This is a genomic window from Microbacterium halimionae, from assembly GCF_011761265.1.
Taxonomy (GTDB): Bacteria; Actinomycetota; Actinomycetes; order Actinomycetales; family Microbacteriaceae; genus Microbacterium; species Microbacterium halimionae.
On sequence record NZ_JAAOZB010000001.1, the window covers coordinates 1352742 to 1371494 of the forward strand.

18 protein-coding genes are annotated in these 18753 nt (G+C 61.8%); 10 read left to right on the forward strand and 8 right to left on the reverse strand.

Annotation, left to right across the window (positions count from 1 at the left end; translation table 11 throughout):
- Positions 1-18: 18 nt before the first annotated feature.
- Entirely contained in the window at positions 19-468 is a 450-nt protein-coding gene (locus FHS06_RS06220) for a succinate dehydrogenase hydrophobic membrane anchor subunit (RefSeq protein WP_167046836.1), read from the reverse strand.
- On the reverse strand, positions 468-902 hold the full coding sequence (gene sdhC, locus FHS06_RS06225; protein ID WP_167046838.1) for a succinate dehydrogenase, cytochrome b556 subunit: 435 nt from the start codon (positions 900-902) through the stop codon (positions 468-470). Before sdhC ends, FHS06_RS06220 begins: the two co-directional genes overlap by 1 nt.
- A gap of 234 nt (positions 903-1136) precedes the next feature.
- Between sdhC and FHS06_RS06230 the strand changes: the two genes are divergently transcribed.
- The 10 genes from FHS06_RS06230 (at position 1137) to FHS06_RS06275 (ending at position 12688) form a co-directional block, all read left to right on the forward strand.
- Entirely contained in the window at positions 1137-2249 is a 1113-nt protein-coding gene (locus FHS06_RS06230; protein WP_167046841.1) for a mannose-1-phosphate guanylyltransferase, read from the forward strand.
- Positions 2246-3235 carry a nucleoside hydrolase gene (locus tag FHS06_RS06235; protein WP_167046844.1) on the forward strand — a complete coding sequence of 330 codons (990 nt, stop codon included), beginning with the start codon at positions 2246-2248 and terminating at the stop codon, positions 3233-3235. The genes FHS06_RS06230 and FHS06_RS06235 overlap by 4 nt, the downstream gene beginning before the upstream one ends.
- Before the next feature lie 196 nt (positions 3236-3431).
- A complete protein-coding gene (locus FHS06_RS06240) occupies positions 3432-4529 on the forward strand; it encodes a BMP family lipoprotein (RefSeq protein ID WP_167046847.1) in 1098 nt (365 codons plus the stop codon).
- A 74-nt stretch (positions 4530-4603) separates the two neighbouring features.
- Positions 4604-6124: an ABC transporter ATP-binding protein gene (locus tag FHS06_RS06245; RefSeq protein WP_167046850.1), complete on the forward strand. Its 1521-nt coding sequence runs from the start codon at positions 4604-4606 to the stop codon at positions 6122-6124.
- Positions 6121-7431, forward strand: coding sequence for an ABC transporter permease (locus FHS06_RS06250; RefSeq protein ID WP_167046853.1), 1311 nt, complete (start codon positions 6121-6123; stop codon positions 7429-7431). Before FHS06_RS06245 ends, FHS06_RS06250 begins: the two co-directional genes overlap by 4 nt.
- A complete protein-coding gene (locus tag FHS06_RS06255; protein WP_167046855.1) occupies positions 7428-8726 on the forward strand; it encodes an ABC transporter permease in 1299 nt (432 codons plus the stop codon). The genes FHS06_RS06250 and FHS06_RS06255 overlap by 4 nt, the downstream gene beginning before the upstream one ends.
- 26 nt (positions 8727-8752) lie before the next feature.
- Entirely contained in the window at positions 8753-9154 is a 402-nt protein-coding gene (locus FHS06_RS06260) for a cytidine deaminase (protein WP_165139221.1), read from the forward strand.
- On the forward strand, positions 9151-10443 hold the full coding sequence (locus tag FHS06_RS06265; RefSeq protein WP_167046858.1) for a thymidine phosphorylase: 1293 nt from the start codon (positions 9151-9153) through the stop codon (positions 10441-10443). Before FHS06_RS06260 ends, FHS06_RS06265 begins: the two co-directional genes overlap by 4 nt.
- 32 nt (positions 10444-10475) lie before the next feature.
- Positions 10476-11591: an adenosine deaminase gene (locus tag FHS06_RS06270; protein WP_167046861.1), complete on the forward strand. Its 1116-nt coding sequence runs from the start codon at positions 10476-10478 to the stop codon at positions 11589-11591.
- A gap of 203 nt (positions 11592-11794) precedes the next feature.
- On the forward strand, positions 11795-12688 hold the full coding sequence (locus FHS06_RS06275; protein ID WP_167046863.1) for an endonuclease domain-containing protein: 894 nt from the start codon (positions 11795-11797) through the stop codon (positions 12686-12688).
- A gap of 223 nt (positions 12689-12911) precedes the next feature.
- On the opposite strand, the gene FHS06_RS06280 is transcribed toward FHS06_RS06275, so the two are convergent.
- From FHS06_RS06280 to FHS06_RS06305, 6 genes are all read right to left on the reverse strand, one after another.
- Complete coding sequence (locus FHS06_RS06280) at positions 12912-14063, reverse strand: mannitol-1-phosphate 5-dehydrogenase (RefSeq protein WP_167046866.1); 1152 nt, start codon at positions 14061-14063, stop codon at positions 12912-12914.
- 5 nt (positions 14064-14068) lie between these two features.
- Complete coding sequence (locus tag FHS06_RS06285; protein ID WP_167046869.1) at positions 14069-14506, reverse strand: PTS mannitol transporter subunit IIA; 438 nt, start codon at positions 14504-14506, stop codon at positions 14069-14071.
- Between the two features lie 85 nt (positions 14507-14591).
- A complete protein-coding gene (locus tag FHS06_RS06290) occupies positions 14592-16274 on the reverse strand; it encodes a PTS mannitol transporter subunit IIBC (RefSeq protein WP_167046872.1) in 1683 nt (560 codons plus the stop codon).
- 33 nt (positions 16275-16307) lie between these two features.
- Complete coding sequence (ptsP, locus tag FHS06_RS06295; protein ID WP_167046875.1) at positions 16308-17963, reverse strand: phosphoenolpyruvate--protein phosphotransferase; 1656 nt, start codon at positions 17961-17963, stop codon at positions 16308-16310.
- A gap of 44 nt (positions 17964-18007) precedes the next feature.
- A complete protein-coding gene (locus FHS06_RS06300) occupies positions 18008-18283 on the reverse strand; it encodes an HPr family phosphocarrier protein (RefSeq protein WP_167046878.1) in 276 nt (91 codons plus the stop codon).
- Positions 18280-18636, reverse strand: a complete 357-nt coding sequence (locus tag FHS06_RS06305) for a PTS sugar transporter subunit IIB (RefSeq protein WP_167046881.1) — start codon at positions 18634-18636, stop codon at positions 18280-18282. Before FHS06_RS06305 ends, FHS06_RS06300 begins: the two co-directional genes overlap by 4 nt.
- Positions 18637-18753: the final 117 nt, after the last annotated feature.

Here is an 18753-nt window from a genome sequence, read left to right on the forward strand (position 1 = left end):
CGGGCGTCGTGCTCAGGCTCAGGCCTGGCAGGCTTCCCACAGGGTGCTGTCGGTCGTTACGCCGATGCAAGGGTCAAAGGTGAAGACGACGAGCGTTCCGAGCAGGATGAGGAACCCTGCGGTGATCCAGATTGCCCACACCAGCACACGACGCGCAGTGTTGTGTGTGACGTAGTCGTTCACGATGGTGCGCATGCCGTTGCCGCCGTGAATGAGGGCAAGCCACAGCATCAGGACGTCCCACCACTGCCAGAACGGCGATGCAAGCTTTCCTGCGACGAACGCGAAGTCGATGCCGTGGATGCCGTCACCGAGCATCAGGTTGACGAACAGGTGACCGAAGATCAGCACGACGAGGATGATTCCCGAGCCGCGCATGTACAGCCAGCCGATTTTCTCGAGATTGCGGCTGCGCTTGCGGGGTCCAGCGAATGAGGACCGGGGATCGGCGAGAGCGGGAGCAGTCATCAGTGACCCCCTCCCATCTCAGCGAACACATTGATGAGGTGGCGCGGTGCGAAGCCGAGCATCGTTACCGCCCAGACTGCGAGAACTCCCCACCACAGCTGACGCTGGTAGCGAGCGCCCTTGGCCCAGAAGTCCACGACGATGATACGCAGGCCGTTGTAGGCGTGGTAGGCAATCGCTGCGACGAGGAAGACCTCGCCGATGCCCATGATCGGGTTCTTATAAGTGCCGATGACCGCGTTGTAGGCCTCGGGGGACACGCGGATGAGCGCGGTGTCGAGAATATGAACCAGCAGGAAGAAAAAAATCGCCACGCCAGTGATGCGGTGAAGAACCCACGACCACATGCCCTCGTTGCCGCGATACAGCGTGCCACGAGGAACTTTCGACGTTGTGACGGAGACATCTGGTGTGACGCGTGCAGGTGCAGACACGATCGTCCTCCTTGAACGAAACAGCGGAGGGGCAAGCTTTGCCCCACAGGAGCAAGGCTCCAGAGCGTCACTCGGGCGCTCCGGCAATCATATTCGCGTCACACCCCTCCGGCGAGGAAGGGGAGCCTTAGTCTCTCGATGTCGAGATATCTCACCGCTGGCCAGTCGTCGGGGGCCGACCAGTCGTCATGTTGCTGTCATGGGCTCGTTACGCCGCGGCGATACGCTGTCGGCATGGCACACCCCATCACGGACTTTTACGCGGTCATCCCCGCGGGCGGCATCGGCAGCAGACTCTGGCCACTCTCTCGCGCAGATGCGCCAAAGTTCTTGCACGACCTCACGGGGTCGGGGCAGACGCTCTTGCGCGACACGTGGGATCGCCTGGCGCCGTTGAGCGGTGAAGGCCGTATCGCCGTCGTGACCGGCCGCGCGCACCGCGCTGCTGTCGAGCGAGAGCTTCCCGACATCGAGGACAAGAACGTCATTCTCGAATCCGAACCTCGCGAATCCGCCGCCGCGATCGGGCTTGCCGCGGCAATCCTCGTGCGCCGCGAGCCTGACGTCATCATCGGCTCTTTCGCCGCAGATCACGTCATTCATGGCACACGTACGTTCGAGTTCGCTGTGCAGCAGGCCGTTGACGTGGCACGCGCGGGATACATCTGCACGATCGGTATTCAGCCGGGTGAGGCTTCGGTGGGCTTCGGCTACATCAAGAAGGGCGGCGAACTCGATGTCGACGGCGCCCCGGAGGCGGCCCTCGTCGAAAGGTTCGTAGAAAAGCCTGATTTCGAAACCGCACAAACGTACTTCGCTGACCGTTCCTATCTTTGGAACGCCGGGATGTTCATTGCTCGCGCTGATGTGCTGCTTGCCGAGATCGAGGCAAACAATCCCGCACTCCACGCCGGCCTGATCGAACTAGCCGCCGCGTGGGATGACCGCGATGCGCGAGGCCCGGCGGTCGACCGGATCTGGCCGACGCTTGAGAAGATCGCGATCGACTACGTCGTCGCAGAACCCGCTGCCGAAAAGGGCAGACTCGCCGTTATTCCGGGGCATTTCGACTGGGATGACGTGGGGGACTTCGCAAGCCTTGCAAAATTGAATTCACGTGGCCGCGGCGAGCTCGCCATTCTTGGCGGCAACGCGCGCGTGTTGGCCGATGCCTCGAGTGGCATCGTGGTCTCGCAGACGAGTCGAGTCATTAGCGTCATCGGTGTGCAAGACATCGTTGTTGTCGACACCGAAGACGCACTCCTCGTGACGACAAGCGCTCATGCCCAGCGAGTGAAAGGCGTCGTTGACGCTCTCAAGCTCACAGGTCGCGGCGACGTCCTGTGACCGGCGGTTCGCTACCGGAGCGCATTCCGCTCGTTATCGATACCGACACAGCGCAAGACGACTGTGTCGCGCTCTTGTTGGGCCTGCTTGATCCCGCAGCAGACCTCAAAGCCATCACGATGGTTGCCGGGAATGTCGGGTTCGACCAGCAGACGACGAACGCAGAACTCACCCTCGCGATGGCTGGGCGAACCGGAGACGTACCGATCCACCTCGGATGCCGTCGGCCGCTCGTGCGGGAATGGATTTCGGCCGAAGAGGTCCACGGTGATGGTACCGGCGGCGTTGAACTGCACACTGAGACGAGCGGCGTCGACGCTGAACACGCGGTTGATGCGCTCATTCGGCTGGCCGCAGAAGAGCCGGGCACACTGCGGATCGTGTGCATCGGTCCGCTAACCAACATCGCCACAGCGCTCGTGAAAGATCCCGACTTCGTGAACAACGTCGGCGCCCTCTTCATCATGGGCGGCTCCAATAACGGCCGCGGCAATATCACTGCTGCTGCGGAGTACAACTTCTACGTTGACCCCGAAGCGGCGAAGGCAGTATTTGCAGCAGGATTCGACGACATCACGGTGGTGCCGTGGCATCCGCTGTCACTCGAAGATGCTGTGTTTTCGCGGGAACAGGCCGACGAGATTGAGCGCATCGGTACGCCGCTCGCGCGCTTCTTTACTCGCATCATCGCAACGACGCGAGAATTCGACGAGTCGGTCGGCATTGCGGGTTCGACGCATCCGGATTCACTCACCGCGGCGGTGCTGCTGCATCCAGAGCTCGTTCTTGCGGCGAGCAACTACGCGGTTGACATTGAAACGGGATCGGAGCTCACTCGTGGTTACTCCGCGATGTCGTGGGGCGTGCACGGACTCAGCGCGAATGCTCGAGTCATCGAGAAAGCGGATGCCGCGGGCTTCTTCCGACTGATCACGCAGATGCTCGCACTCGATATTGCGCCATCTGGCACTGTGACGGGCCTCTAGCCCGTGCGAGAGCTTGATACTCGGCGTCATCGCTCGTAAACCTGCGTTTCGCTGTGGAGCAGCTATGCGACGGATTTGTAACCATTGCGTTGCGTACCTTCATTGGGCGCTGTTCACCAGCGCAACATTAGGTAACGTGACACCGTTCACTCCGAATTGGTCGGGGGACACAGCAGTTTTTTACGGGAGGACTCCAGTGACGAAGACGACGAGAAAGGCCCTTTTGGGTGGCCTGGCAATCGCCAGCGCGAGCGTACTGCTCGCCGGGTGCGGTTCCGCACCTGAGACATCCGCCAGCGGCGACGCGAGCACCAGCGATTACCTGCCTTGCATGGTGTCGGACTTCGGCGGGTTCGACGACAAGTCGTTCAACCAGCTCGGATACGACGGCTTGATGAAAGCGGGCGAAGAGCTCGAAGTTAAGCCGAAGACGGTGGAGTCGGCGACAGAGACCGATTACGCGTCGAACGTTCAGGGTCTGGTTGACCAGGGCTGCAGCACGATCATCACTGTCGGATTCGCACTTGCCGATGCTGCTGCAGAGTCGGCGGAAGCGAACCCCGAGACCGAGTACGTCTCCATCGACGACATCGTCGACATCGACGGCGACGGCGAGACCGACTTCCCGAACATCAAGCCGATCATCTTCGACACCGCGCAGGCCGCGTTCCTCGCGGGCTACCTGTCAGCTGGTGTATCGCAGACCGGTGTTGTCGGAACCTTCGGTGGCATGAACTTCCCGACGGTCACCATCTTCATGGACGGCTTCGCGCAGGGCGTGACGTACTACAACGAAGAGAACGCCGCTGACGTTCAGATCATTGGTTGGGACAGCGCAGCGCAGGATGGTTCGTTCACCGGTGGCTTCGAAGCCAACGATGGTGCGCGCCAGATCGCACAGGGTCTGATCGACCAGAACGCAGACGTCATCCTTCCCGTCGGCGGCCCGATCTACCAGTCGGCTGCTGCAGCGATCGAAGACTCGGGCAAGAACATCGCGCTCATCGGTGCTGACGCCGACGTGTACGAGACCGATCCGTCGGTTGGTGCACTTCTGCTGACATCGATCCTCAAGGGCATCGACGTGGGTGTCTACGACACGATCGTCGCGGCGGGTAACGATGAATTCGATGCGACTCCGTTCATCGGAACGCTCGAAAACGATGGCGTCGGCATTGCACCCTTCCACGACTGGGAGGCCAATGTTCCGGCCGAACTGTCAACCAAGCTCGATGAGCTGAAGCAGTCGATCATCGACGGTGACATCACCGTTGACTCGTACTTGGCTTCGTAGTCACACCAGAGGAGGGGAGGTCGGCTTAGCCGACCTCCCCTCCTCTCATTCCGCGAGAACTAGAATCGGGAAACATGAAGCTCGAACTCCGCGGCATTACCAAGACATTCGGATCTTTGGTTGCCAACGACCACATTGACCTCACTGTCGAGGCAGGTGAGATCCACTGTCTGCTCGGTGAAAACGGGGCGGGTAAATCCACCCTGATGAACGTGCTCTATGGGCTTTATCAGGCCGATGGTGGTGAAATCGCCCTCGATGATGAGGTGCAGCATTTTGCTGGGCCGGGAGACGCAATGCGCTCCGGCATTGGAATGGTCCACCAGCATTTCATGCTGATTCCGGTCTTTACTGTGGCTGAGAACGTGATGCTCGGTCATGAAGAAACTCGGTTCGGCGGTCGGCTAGACCTCGCCGCCGCGCGCGCCAAGGTGCGCGAGATTTCTGATCGATTCGGTTTTGACGTTGATCCCGACGCTCTCGTGGATGACCTTCCTGTGGGAGTGCAGCAGCGCGTTGAGATCATCAAGGCTCTTGCGCGCGACGCGAAGGTTCTCGTGTTCGATGAGCCGACGGCTGTGCTCACTCCACGCGAAACCGATGAGCTCATGGCGATCATGCGCCAGCTCAAAGAGTCGGGTACGTCAATCGTCTTCATCACGCACAAGCTGCGTGAAGTCCGTGAAGTGGCCGACCGCATCACCGTCATCCGTCTTGGCAAAGTAGTCGGCGAGGCGGCGCCGACGGCCACGAACGCTGAGCTTGCCTCACTGATGGTGGGCCGCTCGGTCGAACTCACAGTGCAGAAGAAACCGGCCGATCCGGGCGAAGCTGCCCTCTCCGTCCGTGGGCTCACCGTCATTGACGCGGCGGGGCAACTCGTCGTCAACGATGTGAGCTTCGAAGTGCGTCGGGGCGAGATCCTTGCCGTCGCTGGCGTGCAGGGAAATGGCCAGACCGAACTCACCGAGGCTCTCGTCGGCCTCCAAAGCCGCGTCGAGGGCAGCATCATGCTCGACGGTGTCGACTTTCGCGGCCAAAGTGTGCGAAAGATTCTCGATGCTGGCGTCGGCTTCGTGCCAGAAGACCGAAAAGAAGATGGACTCGTTGGCGAGTTCAGTATCGCCGAGAACCTGATGCTTGATCGTGCCGACGGTGCCCCATTCGTAAAGTCCGGAACGCTCCAGCTTTCTTATCTCGCGGACTTTGCCCGAGAGAAGATCGCAGAATTCGATGTGCGTACGCCCTCGGCCGAAACTGCTGTTGGACGTTTGTCCGGCGGTAACCAGCAGAAGGTTGTGCTGGCGCGCGAGCTCAGCCGCGAGCTACGGCTACTTGTCGCAGCACAACCAACCCGCGGCGTAGACGTCGGTTCCATCGAGTTCATTCACAAGCAGATCGTCGCTGAGCGCGACGCGGGAGTGCCAGTTGTCGTCGTTTCGACCGAGCTCGACGAAGTTCTTGCGCTCGCTGACCGCATCATGGTGATGTATCGCGGCAAGGTCGTGGGAATCGTCCCGGGTGATACTCCACGCAGTGTGCTGGGTCTCATGATGGCTGGCGAAACGCCGAACACCGAAGGGGTCGCGGCATGAGTGACCAGAACAATAACGACGCGGACGTCGCGATCGAGTCACCCGCCAACGCCGTGGGGCCGTCGGAATCGACTGGTTCACGGCCAGAGGTACCGGAAGAAAGCCGGTGGAATCGAGCGCTTCGCGAGATCACCACCGGAAACGTAGCGATCTCATTCCTCGCGGTGATCCTCGCACTCATCGTGGGCGCCGTCATGATTGCCGCCACCGACGAGAACGTACAAGAAGCTGCTGGTTACTTCTTTGCACGACCACTCGACACGCTCGCCGCAATCTGGACCTCAGTTGCCGGAGCGTATGGCGCGTTCTTCCGTGGATCGATCTACAACGTCTACGCAGACGACTTCGCCGCGGGTATTCGTCCGCTGACTGAGACTTTGACGTTTGCAACTCCACTGATCGCAGCTGGTCTGGGTGTCGCCCTCGCGTTCCGCGTCGGAATGTTCAATATCGGTGGTCGTGGCCAGATGCTGGTTGCATCGGCCGCTGCCGGCTGGGTCGCGTTCGCCGTCGACCTTCCCTGGGGCATCCACATGATCGTGGCGCTGCTCGCGGGTCTCGTTGCGGGTGCAGCCTGGGCAGGGATTGCAGGCCTGCTCAAAGCGCGTACCGGTGCGCACGAGGTGATCGTCACGATCATGCTGAACTACATCGCGTTTTACTTGATCAGCTGGATGCTTCGCACTCCGGGCCTCTTGCAGGCACCCGGTTCGAGTAACCCCAAGACGCCGGCGATGGCAGAGACCGCGGTTTTTCCTGAACTTCTCGGCTCCTCCTACAACCTGCACTTCGGCTTCATCCTCGCGCTCTTGAGCGTCGCGGTGGTGTGGTGGATCTTGAACCGTTCCGCGCTCGGATTCCAATTCCGAGCAGTTGGTGAGAACCCGAACGCTGCTCGAGTCGCTGGCATCAACGTCAAGGCAATGTATGTCTACGGCATGCTCATTTCCGGTGCCCTGGTTGGTCTTGCCGGTGTAAGCCAGGTGCTGGGCACCGTCACGACAGGTTTCTCCAGCGGAATCGACGCCGGTATCGGGTTCGACGCCATCACCGTGGCGCTCCTCGGGCGTTCAACGCCCATCGGTGTTTTGGTGGCCGGTATCCTCTTCGGCGCTTTCAAAGCCGGCGGTTTCGGCATGCAAGCTGCGGAGGGTGTACCGATTGACATTGTGCTCGTCGTGCAGTCGCTCATCGTGCTGTTCATTGCGGCGCCGCCTCTCGTCCGTGCGATCTTCCGCCTTCCCACACCGGGTGCGCCGCCGAAGAAACGACGCCGTGCTCTCACGAAAGGGGCGTCGGTGAAATGACGACCATCACAGCAGACCGCGAGAGTTCTTCGCCGGTGAATCGTCTCGCGACCACGATCGTTGTGAGCTGGAAGGCGCCGATCGCATTCGCCGCCATCACGGTTCTCGCGTTCGTATTATTCATCCTTGCGGGAACTGACGGCGAGGCCATTTTCCGAATCTCCGACACCGCTGACCTCGTGCAGTTGCCCTCATTTACGCTGAACGGCCTGACAACCGGGATCGTCGTTGTGATTGTGCTCGCTCTCGTGACTGCGGCAGCTACCGCACTCGTACGAGCGAAACGTCGTGTGCCGCTGTGGCTCACCATCATTTTCGCCGCCTTCTTTCTCACGGGTTTTCTCGCGTGGGCGGCAGCCGGCGCGACAATCCACGTCATCCCGCTCCCGGGTCTTCTCGCTGGTGCGCTCAGCCTCTCAGTGCCGCTCATATACGGTGCACTCTGCGGTGTTCTGAGCGAACGCGTCGGCGTCGTGAACATCGCGATCGAAGGCCAACTGCTCGCGGGCGCTTTCACCTCGGCGGTTGTTGCGACTGCGACCGGAAGCCCATACCTCGGGCTGATTGCTGCCGGAGTCGCGGGCGTGCTCGTCTCTTTTGTTCTCGCCGCCTTCACGATCAAGTACTTCGTTGAACAGGTCATCGTCGGTGTGGTTCTCAACGTGCTCGTCATCGGGCTCACGAGCTTTCTTTTCTCGCAGGTCCTGGCGCCCAACTCCGCGACTTTGAACTCGCCGCCGCGCTTCGAGCGCATCGAGATTCCGATTCTCGGGGATATCCCGCTCATCGGGCCGATGCTGTTCCAGCAGACGATTATCGTCTACCTGATGTACGTGGCCGTCATCGCCGTCTACATAGGGCTTTTCCACACCAAGTGGGGCCTGCGCCTTCGAGCCGTCGGTGAACACCCTCAAGCGGCCGACACTGTGGGCATCAACGTCGCACGCACGCGCTTCTGGAACGTCTCGCTCGCCGGTGCGATCGCCGGTGTCGGCGGTGCGTTCTTCACGCTCGGGTCGGTTGGCGCGTTCAACAAAGAGATGACAGCTGGCGCCGGATTCATCGCCCTCGCCGCCGTGATCTTTGGGCAATGGGACCCGATCAAGGCAACCCTTGCGGCTCTTCTGTTTGGTTTCGCGTCGAACCTGCAGAACACACTGGGCATCATCGGCTCCCCGGTACCCAGCGAGTTCATGCTCATGCTGCCTTACGTGATCACCATCTTCGCGGTGGCGGGTCTCGTTGGAAAAGTACGCGGTCCTGCGGCTGCAGGCACACCGTATATCAAGGGCTAACGCCCACCAATGTGAAAGGTGATCGCGTGACAGATATCGACTGGGACGAGCTGCGAGTTGCGGCATCCGAAGCCATGCGACGCGCCTACGCGCCGTACTCGCGCTACAAGGTAGGCGCGGCCGCTCTCGTGAGCGACGGACGTATCGTGTCTGGCTGCAACGTCGAGAACGCGTCGTACGGGGTGGGGCTCTGTGCCGAGTGCGCTCTCGTCGGTGATCTGCACATGAGTGGCGGCGGACAGTTGGTGGCGTTTGTCTGCGTCAACGGCGATGAGCAGACCATCATGCCGTGTGGCCGATGCCGTCAGCTCCTCAACGAATTCGCACTACCCGGAATGCTGCTTGAAACTGTGTCCGGCATCCGCACGATCGACGAGGTACTCCCGGATGCCTTCGGCCCCCGCGACCTCGAAGAGTACTCGCGGTGAGCGCAGTCGAAGCCTTCGACGCAGTTGATGTCATTCGCGCTAAGCGCGACGGGGGCGTGGTTGCCGAAGATGAGCTCCGATGGATGATCGATGCCTTCACCCGCGGCTACGTCTCTGATGCCCAGATGTCATCTTTCGCAATGGCCGTGCTGTTGAACGGCATGAGCCGCGATGAGATTCGGGTGATGACCGATGCCATGATCGCCTCGGGCGAGCGCATGAGCTTCGCAGGCCTCGGCAAAACCACCGTCGACAAGCACTCAACCGGGGGAGTGGGCGACAAAATCACCCTGCCTCTTGCACCGTTGGTGGCATCCTTCGGAGTTGCGGTGCCTCAGCTTTCCGGCCGAGGCCTCGGCCACACGGGCGGTACCCTCGACAAGCTCGAGTCGATTCCCGGATGGCGTGCTTCGCTGTCCAACGAAGAGCTCACTGCGCAGCTTCGCAATGTGGGTGCGGTCGTCTGTGCCGCCGGCTCAGGCTTAGCGCCCGCAGACAAGCGCCTGTATGCACTTCGAGATGTGACCGGCACGGTTGAGGCGATTCCGCTGATCGCCTCCAGCATCATGTCGAAGAAGATCGCCGAGGGCACGTCGGCACTCGTTCTCGATGTGAAGTTCGGGTCTGGCGCATTCATGCGCGATGTCGAAAAAGCACGCGAGCTCGCGCGAACAATGGTCGCGCTCGGCACCGACTCGGGTGTTGCGACGACCGCTCTCCTCACCGACATGAACACCCCTCTCGGGCTCGCAATTGGCAACGCGAACGAAGTACGCGAGTCGGCAGAGGTGCTCGCTGGTGGAGGTCCCGCAGACATTGTTGAGCTGACGATTGCGCTCGCAAAAGAAATGTTGGCACTCGCTGGGCAGCCTGATGCTGATGTCGAGGCTGCTCTGGCCGATGGCCGCGCCATGGACTCGTGGCGCGCGATGATTGCGGCCCAGGGCGGCGACCCGGATGCCGCGCTCCCGACGCCAAACGAGACGCACACGGTCTTTGCGGGCCGGTCCGGTGTCGTGACGCGTCTGGACGCGCTCCCGTTCGGTATCGCTGCCTGGCGGCTCGGCGCGGGGCGAGCTCGCGCAGAAGATCCCGTCGTGCACGCGGCGGGTATCGATCTGCATGTGAAACCGGGCGATGCTGTTCTGGAAGGTTCCCCATTGTTCACTTTGAGCGCCGATGATGGAGCACGTTTCGAGCGCGCATTGGCCGCAGTGCACGGAGCGTGGGATATTGGAGGGTCAGCTCCCGCGAACACTCCACTCGTTCTTGAACGCATCACGGCGTAGTTTGTTTCGCGTCATCATCCCCGGAGGTTTTCATGCCCATCGATCAGTACGGTGATGCCCGAGTCCAAGGACTCTCAGTACGCGGTCTTCCCAAGGTTTCGTTGCACGACCACCTCGACGGTGCTGTGCGTCCCGATACGATCGTGGAGCTTGCGGAAGAAGCCGGAGTGGAGCTTCCAGAAGTCAACGGCGACGCGCTTTCGGATTGGTTCGCTGATGCATGCGATTCAGGTTCGCTCCCCGAATATTTGAAGACCTTCGATCTGACGGTCGCTGTCATGCAGACCCCTGAGGCTCTGACACGAGTTGCGCGCGAATTCGTCGAAGATCTGGCCGAGGACGGTGTTATCTACGGTGAGGTGCGTTGGGCGCCGGAGCAGCACCTCGCAGGCGGGATGAGTCTCGAAGAAGTGGTCGAGGCCGTGCAAGAAGGCATCGAAGAAGGCGAGGATGCCGCGGAGGATGCTGGCCACGACATCCGTGTTGGTCAGATTCTGACCGCCATGCGTCACACCGATCGTTCGCTTGAAATCGCACAGCTTGCTGTGGGTTTCCGCGAGTCAGGCGTCGTTGGATTCGACATCGCGGGAGCCGAAGATGGGTTTTTGCCGTCACTTCACCGTGAAGCGTTCGACTACCTTGCAGAAAACTTTTTCCCCGTTACTGTCCACGCGGGTGAAGGCGCCGGTCTTAGTTCGATTCGGTCGGCCCTGATCGATGGTCGTGCCGTGCGTCTTGGGCACGGTGTGCGGATCGCCGAGGATCTCGATGTCGTCTCGCGTGCCGGTGAAGAGGTCACGGTGCAGTTCGGAGACGTCGCGCGGTGGGTGCGCGACCGCGAGATTCCGCTCGAGCTTTCGCCGTCGTCGAACCTCCAGACCGGTGCAATCTCGGCGTGGGGCACGCAGCTTGAGGATCACCCCTTCGACCTGCTGTACCAGCTCGGTTTCTCGGTGACGGTGAACGTCGACAACCGCACCATGAGCCGGACGTCACTCACTCGCGAACTCGTTTTGCTGGCTGAGACTTTCGATTACGACCTCGACGATCTTCAGGCTTTTCAGCTCAACGCCGCTGCCGCCGCATTTTTGCCCGTGGAGGAACGCGAAGAGCTCATCGAGCTCATCGCCGAGGGCTTCGAGCGCTAACCCCCTGTTCCCCCGCGGTCCCGTTTCCCCCGCCCCGTTTCCCCCGCCGATGTCTCACTTATTCAGCTTTTCGGCGCTAAAAAGCTGAATAAGTGAGACATCGGCGAGGTCGGAACGCACTGCACAGCGGCGGAGGCAGGGGAGATGCTCACAAATTCTGAACGGATGCTGCGCGCACGGCGCCAGTTTATTTTGGTTGTGGGGTGGATACCTCCAGGCCGTTCTCATATCGCGAAGCACTTCACGCCGGAATTGGGCGGGGCGTGCTCTTCGGCCCACGGTTTGCGCGTCCATTCCATGGCGTGCGCGCCTTGCCGAGCGATCAAACGGATGCCGTTTCCACAGCATCCGAGGCAATGCTGCGACTCTGCAGCCAGCTAGCTCCGCGCCTGCGCGAGGGCCAGTTCTTCAGCTCCGAGACGGCACTGGCTCTGTACGGTGCACCGACGCCACGTGGGTGGGTACCCGCGGTGCATGTCGCTGTTCATCGCCCGGCGTATCCGCCACGAACTCCGGGTGTGATTAGGCATCGGCTTCAAACTCGGATGCCGCTGACACGAGTGGTGCACGGCATCCCGGTTGAGGACCCGGTGCGTGCGTGGGTGCAGGCGTCACGAGTGTGGAGACCTGACGATGTCGTCGCGGCAGCGGACTTTCTGGTCTCACCCCGGCGGCGATTGGCCACGATCGAAGAGTTGCAGCACGAAGCTCGGCGAATACGAGGACATAAGCTCGACACGGTTTGCGCTGATGTTCGCGAGGGCTCTGAGTCGCCGCAAGAGACACGGCTTCGGCTCGCAATAATGCGGTCTCGGCTGCCCGAACCCGTGCTCAATCTCGAGATCTTCGACGAGACGGGACGATTTCTTGCCCGGCTGGACGGCGCTTACCCGCAGTATCGCGTGGCCGTTGAGTATGACGGGCGACAGCATGCAGACGATCCGGCACAGTTCGCTCGCGACGCTGACCGCTGGGACGACGTGCGACGCGAGGGTTGGGATCTTGTCCGGATCCTGAACCACCATATGCGCGACGGCGCTGCACCCGCCGTTGCGAAGGTGCGCGCGGCGCTCCGCCGTGCCGGTTGGCCGGGTTGAACCCCTGCCCTCCCCGAACCCTGCCCGCCCCGAACCCTGCCCGCCTAGCACCAGGCGGCCGCCCAGTGCTGGCCCCGCAGCTCCCGCAGCCACGCCGATGTCTCACTTATTCAGGTCGTGGACCCTTGGGGGGTGAATAAGTGAGACATCGGTGACGGAAAATGGGCCAGGGCCGGAGGCCAGGACGCCACCGCCGGAGGCGGGCGGCGACGCCAGGGCGGGGTCAGGCGTTGGCAGCCTGGTGGGCTGCGACGACCGCGCGCACGCGGGCGAACAACGGATGCCCGGGGTCAAGGCTTGTCACGGACGCTGTGAACGCGTCGGCATCGTTGTCGGCGAGCAGCTGCTGCATCTCGACCGACTGGTCATCCTGATCGTCATCGAATGACAGCGCCGCAGCGATCGCTGCCACGAGCGCATCAACCGGAAGGCCCCGTTCGATTGCCTGCGAGGCCGGGCCGACGAAGCGCTCGTGTCGTGAGAGCTTTCGCAGCGGCTGCCGCCCTACCCGCCACACAGTGTCGGGGAGAGCCGGGTTTCGGAACCTGTCGACGATTCGCGCCCGGTATCCAGCGAGGTCGTCGGGGTCGAGCTCGTGCTTGGCGACAAGCAGAGCGGAGGTCTCTTCGAGCACGGCTTCGACGCGGGCGCCGATCGCGGGGTCAGTGAGCGCGTCGGAGATCTTCTCAATTCCGGCCTGCGCTCCGAAGTACGCGGTCGTCGCGTGCCCGGTGTTGACGGTGAAGAGTTTTCGCTCGATGTAGGGAGCGAGGTCATCGACGAAGTGCGCGCCGGGGATACTCGGTGGGTTATCTCCGAACGCCGGGCGTTCGATCGCCCACTCGAAGAACGGCTCGACGGTAACGTCCACGCCGCCACCCTCGGGCTGCCCCGGAACGATTCGATCGACCGCTGTGTTGGCAAACACCACGCGATCAGTCAGACCTGCCGCATCTGTGCCCGCAGCATCCCATACGAGAGACTCGAGCACGTCGGTGGCGTTGATCGCGTTCTCGCACGCCATCACTTGCACAGGTGGCAGCGTTTTTTCGCGCTCACGCAGGCCCCGCAGCAGCAATGGTGCGACGAATCGAAGAATCGTCGGGCCAACCGCGGTTGTCACCACGTCAGCCGTGGCGATTTCGGCCGCGACCTTGTCGGGGTGCTCGGCGCTGTTGATGGCGCGAAAACCCGTGACCTTTTTGTCGGTGCCGCCAGCTCCTACTTCGTGCACCGTGTATTCATCGACAGCGTTGATTGCATCAACGAGGGGCGCCGCGACGTCAGAAAAGACAAGCTCATACCCACCCTCATGCAGAAGCAGACCAACGAAGCCTCGCCCGATGTTGCCAGCGCCGAAATGAACCGCCTTCATAGCGCTCACACGCCCGCAGCAGAGACGAGGGCGTAAAGCTCCTCGGGGTTTGACGCTGCCTTGAGGCCGGCGACCTCGTCATCGTCGGAGAAGAGGAGCGCGATCTGCGAGAGAATCTCGAGATGCTCGTCGCCCTTGCCCGCGATTCCGATAACGAACGTCACGGCCTCGCCGCCCCAGTCGACACCGCCGTCGTAGCGCACGACCGAAAGTGCTGACTCGAGAATCGCCTCTTTCGTTTCGTTTGTGCCGTGGGGAATCGCAAGTTCGTTTCCCATGTACGTCGATACGGTTTGCTCACGCTGCTGCATCGCATCGAAGTATGCACCGGTGACGGCGCCGACGGATTCAAGGATGTCCGCGGCCTCCTTCATCGCTTCTTCGCGCGTTGCGCCTCCGGAGTGAATGCGAACCTGTCCAATTGCGAGCACGTCACGTGCCATGATTCAGCCTTTCTAGTTACGGATGCTCCAGCCCAAGGTGCGGGGTCACGCTCACCAAGCCGTGACCCCGCATTAATACTTGTGCTTACGCCTCATCCTGGTGCTGGTCGCGAACGAGGTCTACGACCTCTTCGTATCGCGGCGAGTTCATGAAGTTGTCTACCGACACGTGTGTCGCGTTCGGCGTCTTCTGGCGTGCCCGGTCAGTGAGTTGGTTCTGCGTGATGACCAGGTCGGCCGATTCGTCGAGGTTCGCGATGGCCTTGTTGGTCACCGTCACGCCTTCGATCCCGGCCTTCTTGATCTTGTTCCGCAGAACGCTGGCACCCATCGCTGACGAACCCATACCCGCGTCACAAGCGAACACGATGTTGTTGATGCGAGTTGTTTCGAGAACGCCACCGGTGAGGCCGCCGTCGGTCGACCGTGCGGACTCGGCTTCGTCGTATGCGGCTTCGGCGTTCCGCTCAACGGAACCATCAGCGGCCGAGCTGGCACGAAGACCAGCGAGGGCTGCAGATTCCTTGCCCTTGTTGGCTTCGGTCTGAGCGATTGCTGCACTCAGGTCGCCGGTAAGGCCAGCCTCAAGGTCGCGCTTGCGTGTCGAGCGCAAGATGATTCCCGCGATGAGGAAGGTGACGATCGCCGCAAGTGCGACCGACAGGTAAACCACCAGAAGGTTGCCAATTCCGCCGGCAGCGGGCCCTGCTGCTGCGGCTGTGACCGCGATGATGCTGCCGGGAGCTGCGGGGAACGCGAGGCCGCCACCAAGGAGCATGTTGGTCGCGACACCGGTCGCGCCACCTGCGATGAGGGCGAGGATCGTCATCGGCTTGCTGAGTGCGTACGGGAAGTAGATCTCGTGGATGCCACCGAAGAACTGGATGATGATCGCACCGGGAGCCGAAGCCTTCGCTGCGCCGATACCGAAGAAGGTGAAGGCGAGCAGCAGACCGAGACCCGGACCGGGGTTCGCTTCGATAAGGAAGAGGATCGACTTGCCAGTCTCCGCAGCTTGCTCGATACCGAGCGGTGTGAAGACCCCGTGGTTGATCGCGTTGTTGAGGAAGAGGACCTTCGCGGGTTCGACGATGATCGACACGAGGGGAAGCAGGTTCAGATCAACGAGCCAGCCGACTGCTGCGCCGAGTCCAGCGCTGATGCCGATCATCACCGGGCCGAAGACGAAGAACCCGACGATCGCGAGGAGCATACCCAGGATGCCCGCCGAGAAGTTGTTGACGAGCATCTCGAAGCCGGGCTTGAGCTTGCCGTCCCAGATCTTGTCCATCTGCTTTGTGAGCCATGCCGCGATCGGACCCATGATCATGGCGCCGAGGAACATCGGAATGTTCGTTCCGACGATGACGCCCATGACGGCGATCGATGCGACAACGCCGCCTCGCTCGCCGTAGATCATGCGACCTGCGGTGTTGGCAATCAGCAAGGGAAGCAGGTAGGTGACCATGGGGGAAACAAGGCCTACGTACTGCTGGAACGTGGTGCCGTCTTCGGCTTGCGCGAGTGTCGTCAACGCGCCCTGCCAACCAACCTGATCGGCGTTGCCGAAGCCTCCCAAGAGGTCAGCCACGGGGTACCACTGGCCGAGCCAGCCGACACCGATGAAGAGCATCGTGATGAAGCCCCACGCGATGAAAGCGGCAATATTGGGCATGATCATGCCCGATAGGAATGTACCGAATCGTTGTACTGCAACTTGCGCCCGCTTGCCGCCTGATGCGGGCGCTGCGGTTGACGTCGATGTCATTGCACTGTCTCTTTCTGTGTGGTTGGTGCTGTTTTAGTGGGAAACGATCGCTTGCGCGTTCGCACGAGCCGACGCCGCATCCGTTGCGGTGAGGGCGGCCTCGGCGACACGCTGTGCATCGTCGAAGGTGTATTTGAGGAGCGTGGCGCGCACATCCGCGAGAGCTGTGGGTGCCATAGAAAGGCTCGTGGCGCCGAGGCCAACAAGGACGACTGCCAGCAGCGGGTCGGCCGCAGCCTCGCCGCAGATACCGACTGGCTTGCCGGTGGAGCGCCCGGCGGCACCCACTTCGCGCACGAGGCGCAGCACAGCGGGGTGCCATGGATCCTGGAAGCTCGACACGGAACCGAGGAGACGGTCGGCAGCGAGCGTGTACTGCGTCAGATCGTTCGTGCCGATCGACGCAAAGTCAGCGCGTGCCAGGATGTGGTCGGCAAGCAGCGCTGAGGAAGGAACCTCGACCATCACGCCAGCAGTCTTGATGGCATACTCCTTGGCCAGGGCTACGAAGTACTCCGTCTCTTCGACTGTCGAAACCATCGGTGCCATAACCCACAGATCTGCTGAGGTTGCGGCATCCGCTTCGGCCAGAGCTGTCAGCTGCTCACGAAGAATGTCTTCGCTCGCGCGCAATGCGCGGAGCCCACGGAGCCCGAGGGCGGGGTTCTCTTCGTGCGCGTCGTTAAGGAAGGGGAGGGGCTTGTCGGCACCGGCATCGAGCGTGCGAACAACAACCTTCTTGCCGGGGAAAGCCGCGAGGAGCTTGGTATACGCCTCACGCTGCTGCTCGACGGTCGGAGCCTGGCTTGCACTGAGAAAGAGGAACTCGGTGCGGAAAAGTCCCACGCCTTCGGCGCCGAGCTTTACCGCATCAGCTGCGCCATCGGGGCTGCCGAGGTTTGCGAGCAGCGGCACAGCGGTGCCGTCTGCGAGCGCGCCCGGGGTGATGGGGGCCGATGCTGCCTCTTCGCGGTCTGCGGCGCGGCGCGATGCACGCTCGCGCTCATCGTCGGACGGGTCGGTCGTGACTACTCCGGCTGCGGCGTCGACGATGACGGTTTCGCCTTCGACGAGATCTTTCGCTCCTGCGGCTCCGACGATCGCGACGATCGATTTTTCACGCGCCAGGATCGCTGTGTGTGAGGTCGGGCCACCTTCGGTCGTCACGAGCGCGAGCACCTGCGACAGGTCGAGGAGGGCGGTATCGGCCGGGGCCAGGTCTTTAGCAACGAGGATAAACGGGTGTCCAGGTTCGGGCACACCAGGAGCTGCAACGCCTTGCAGACGCGCGATCACACGCTGCGCGACGTCATCGAGGTCGGCCGCGCGCTCTCCGAGGTAGCCGCCCATCGCCGTCAGTGCGTCGCGGAACGTTGCAAACGCGTCGAAGACCGCCCACTCCGCGGTCTTTCCGTTGGCAACACGCGAATCGATCTCGGTTTCTAGCGACGGGTCCTCGGCCATCATGGCCTGCGCTTCGAGTACCTCTTTCGCTGCACCGCCGGCTTCAGAACCGCGCGTTTCGAGCTCGCGAGCAACCGCGGCGACGGCCTCGCGTGCACGGGCGGTTTCTTCTTCCGCGGTGATCTCACTCGGAGCGTCGGCGGGCGCGGGCAGCGGGTCTGCCATTCGAGCCACCGGTCCTTGAGCAATGCCCAATCCGATTCCGACCCCGCGTAGTTCCGCCATTGTGTTCTCCTTTGTGATGCTCTGTGCCGTGCTCATGCGTGTCTTTAGGCCTCGTCGTGGTCCGTCGACAACAACTCCGTGAGGGCATCGATCACTGATTCAGCGGTCGGGCCTGACGCGTTGAGAGTTACGTAATCGCCGTAGTTGAGGCCGAGCGCGATCACTCCGAGAATGCTGGCCGCGTTGACCGGTGCCCCAGCGTCTTTCGAGATGGTGATCGGGATGCCGGCATCCTTCGCCCGTTGCGCGAACATTTTCGCGGGGCGAGCATGCAAACCGTGGGTCGATCCGATGCGTACAGTGCGCGTGACCTGAGTCATTCGGGCTCCTTCTTTGCAGACGCGTGAGTGGGCGCAGTTTCGCCCTGGGCCACGCCGATGGCGCTGTGGACCAGCGCGAGGGTTCGCGATCCATCGAGGTCGCCGAAGATGTCGTCGGGAAGCACCGCCACTGTCACGCCTTTGGACGCAGCGCTTGCCGCGATGTTGTCGCGTTCCGCTTTGAGGTGGGGCCCCAGGAGAAGTACGTCGGTTGCATCAAGGTCTATTTCAAGTGAACGGAGAGTTCCTGCGGAGGAACTGTAGGAGAGGTCTCTTGCACGAGCAGCATGGCGAAGCCGCTGGGCGACAAAAGTGCTCGACGCGCCCGCGCCACACACCACTAAGATCCTCATTGACCTGCCTCCTCGTCTTTTCATTGTTGTGAGAACGCTGGGAGTGCACAACCAGAGGTTTTTCCCACCCTGCGGAAACCTTTTGCAGATCGCCGTAAAAGCCACACCGAGCGCCGA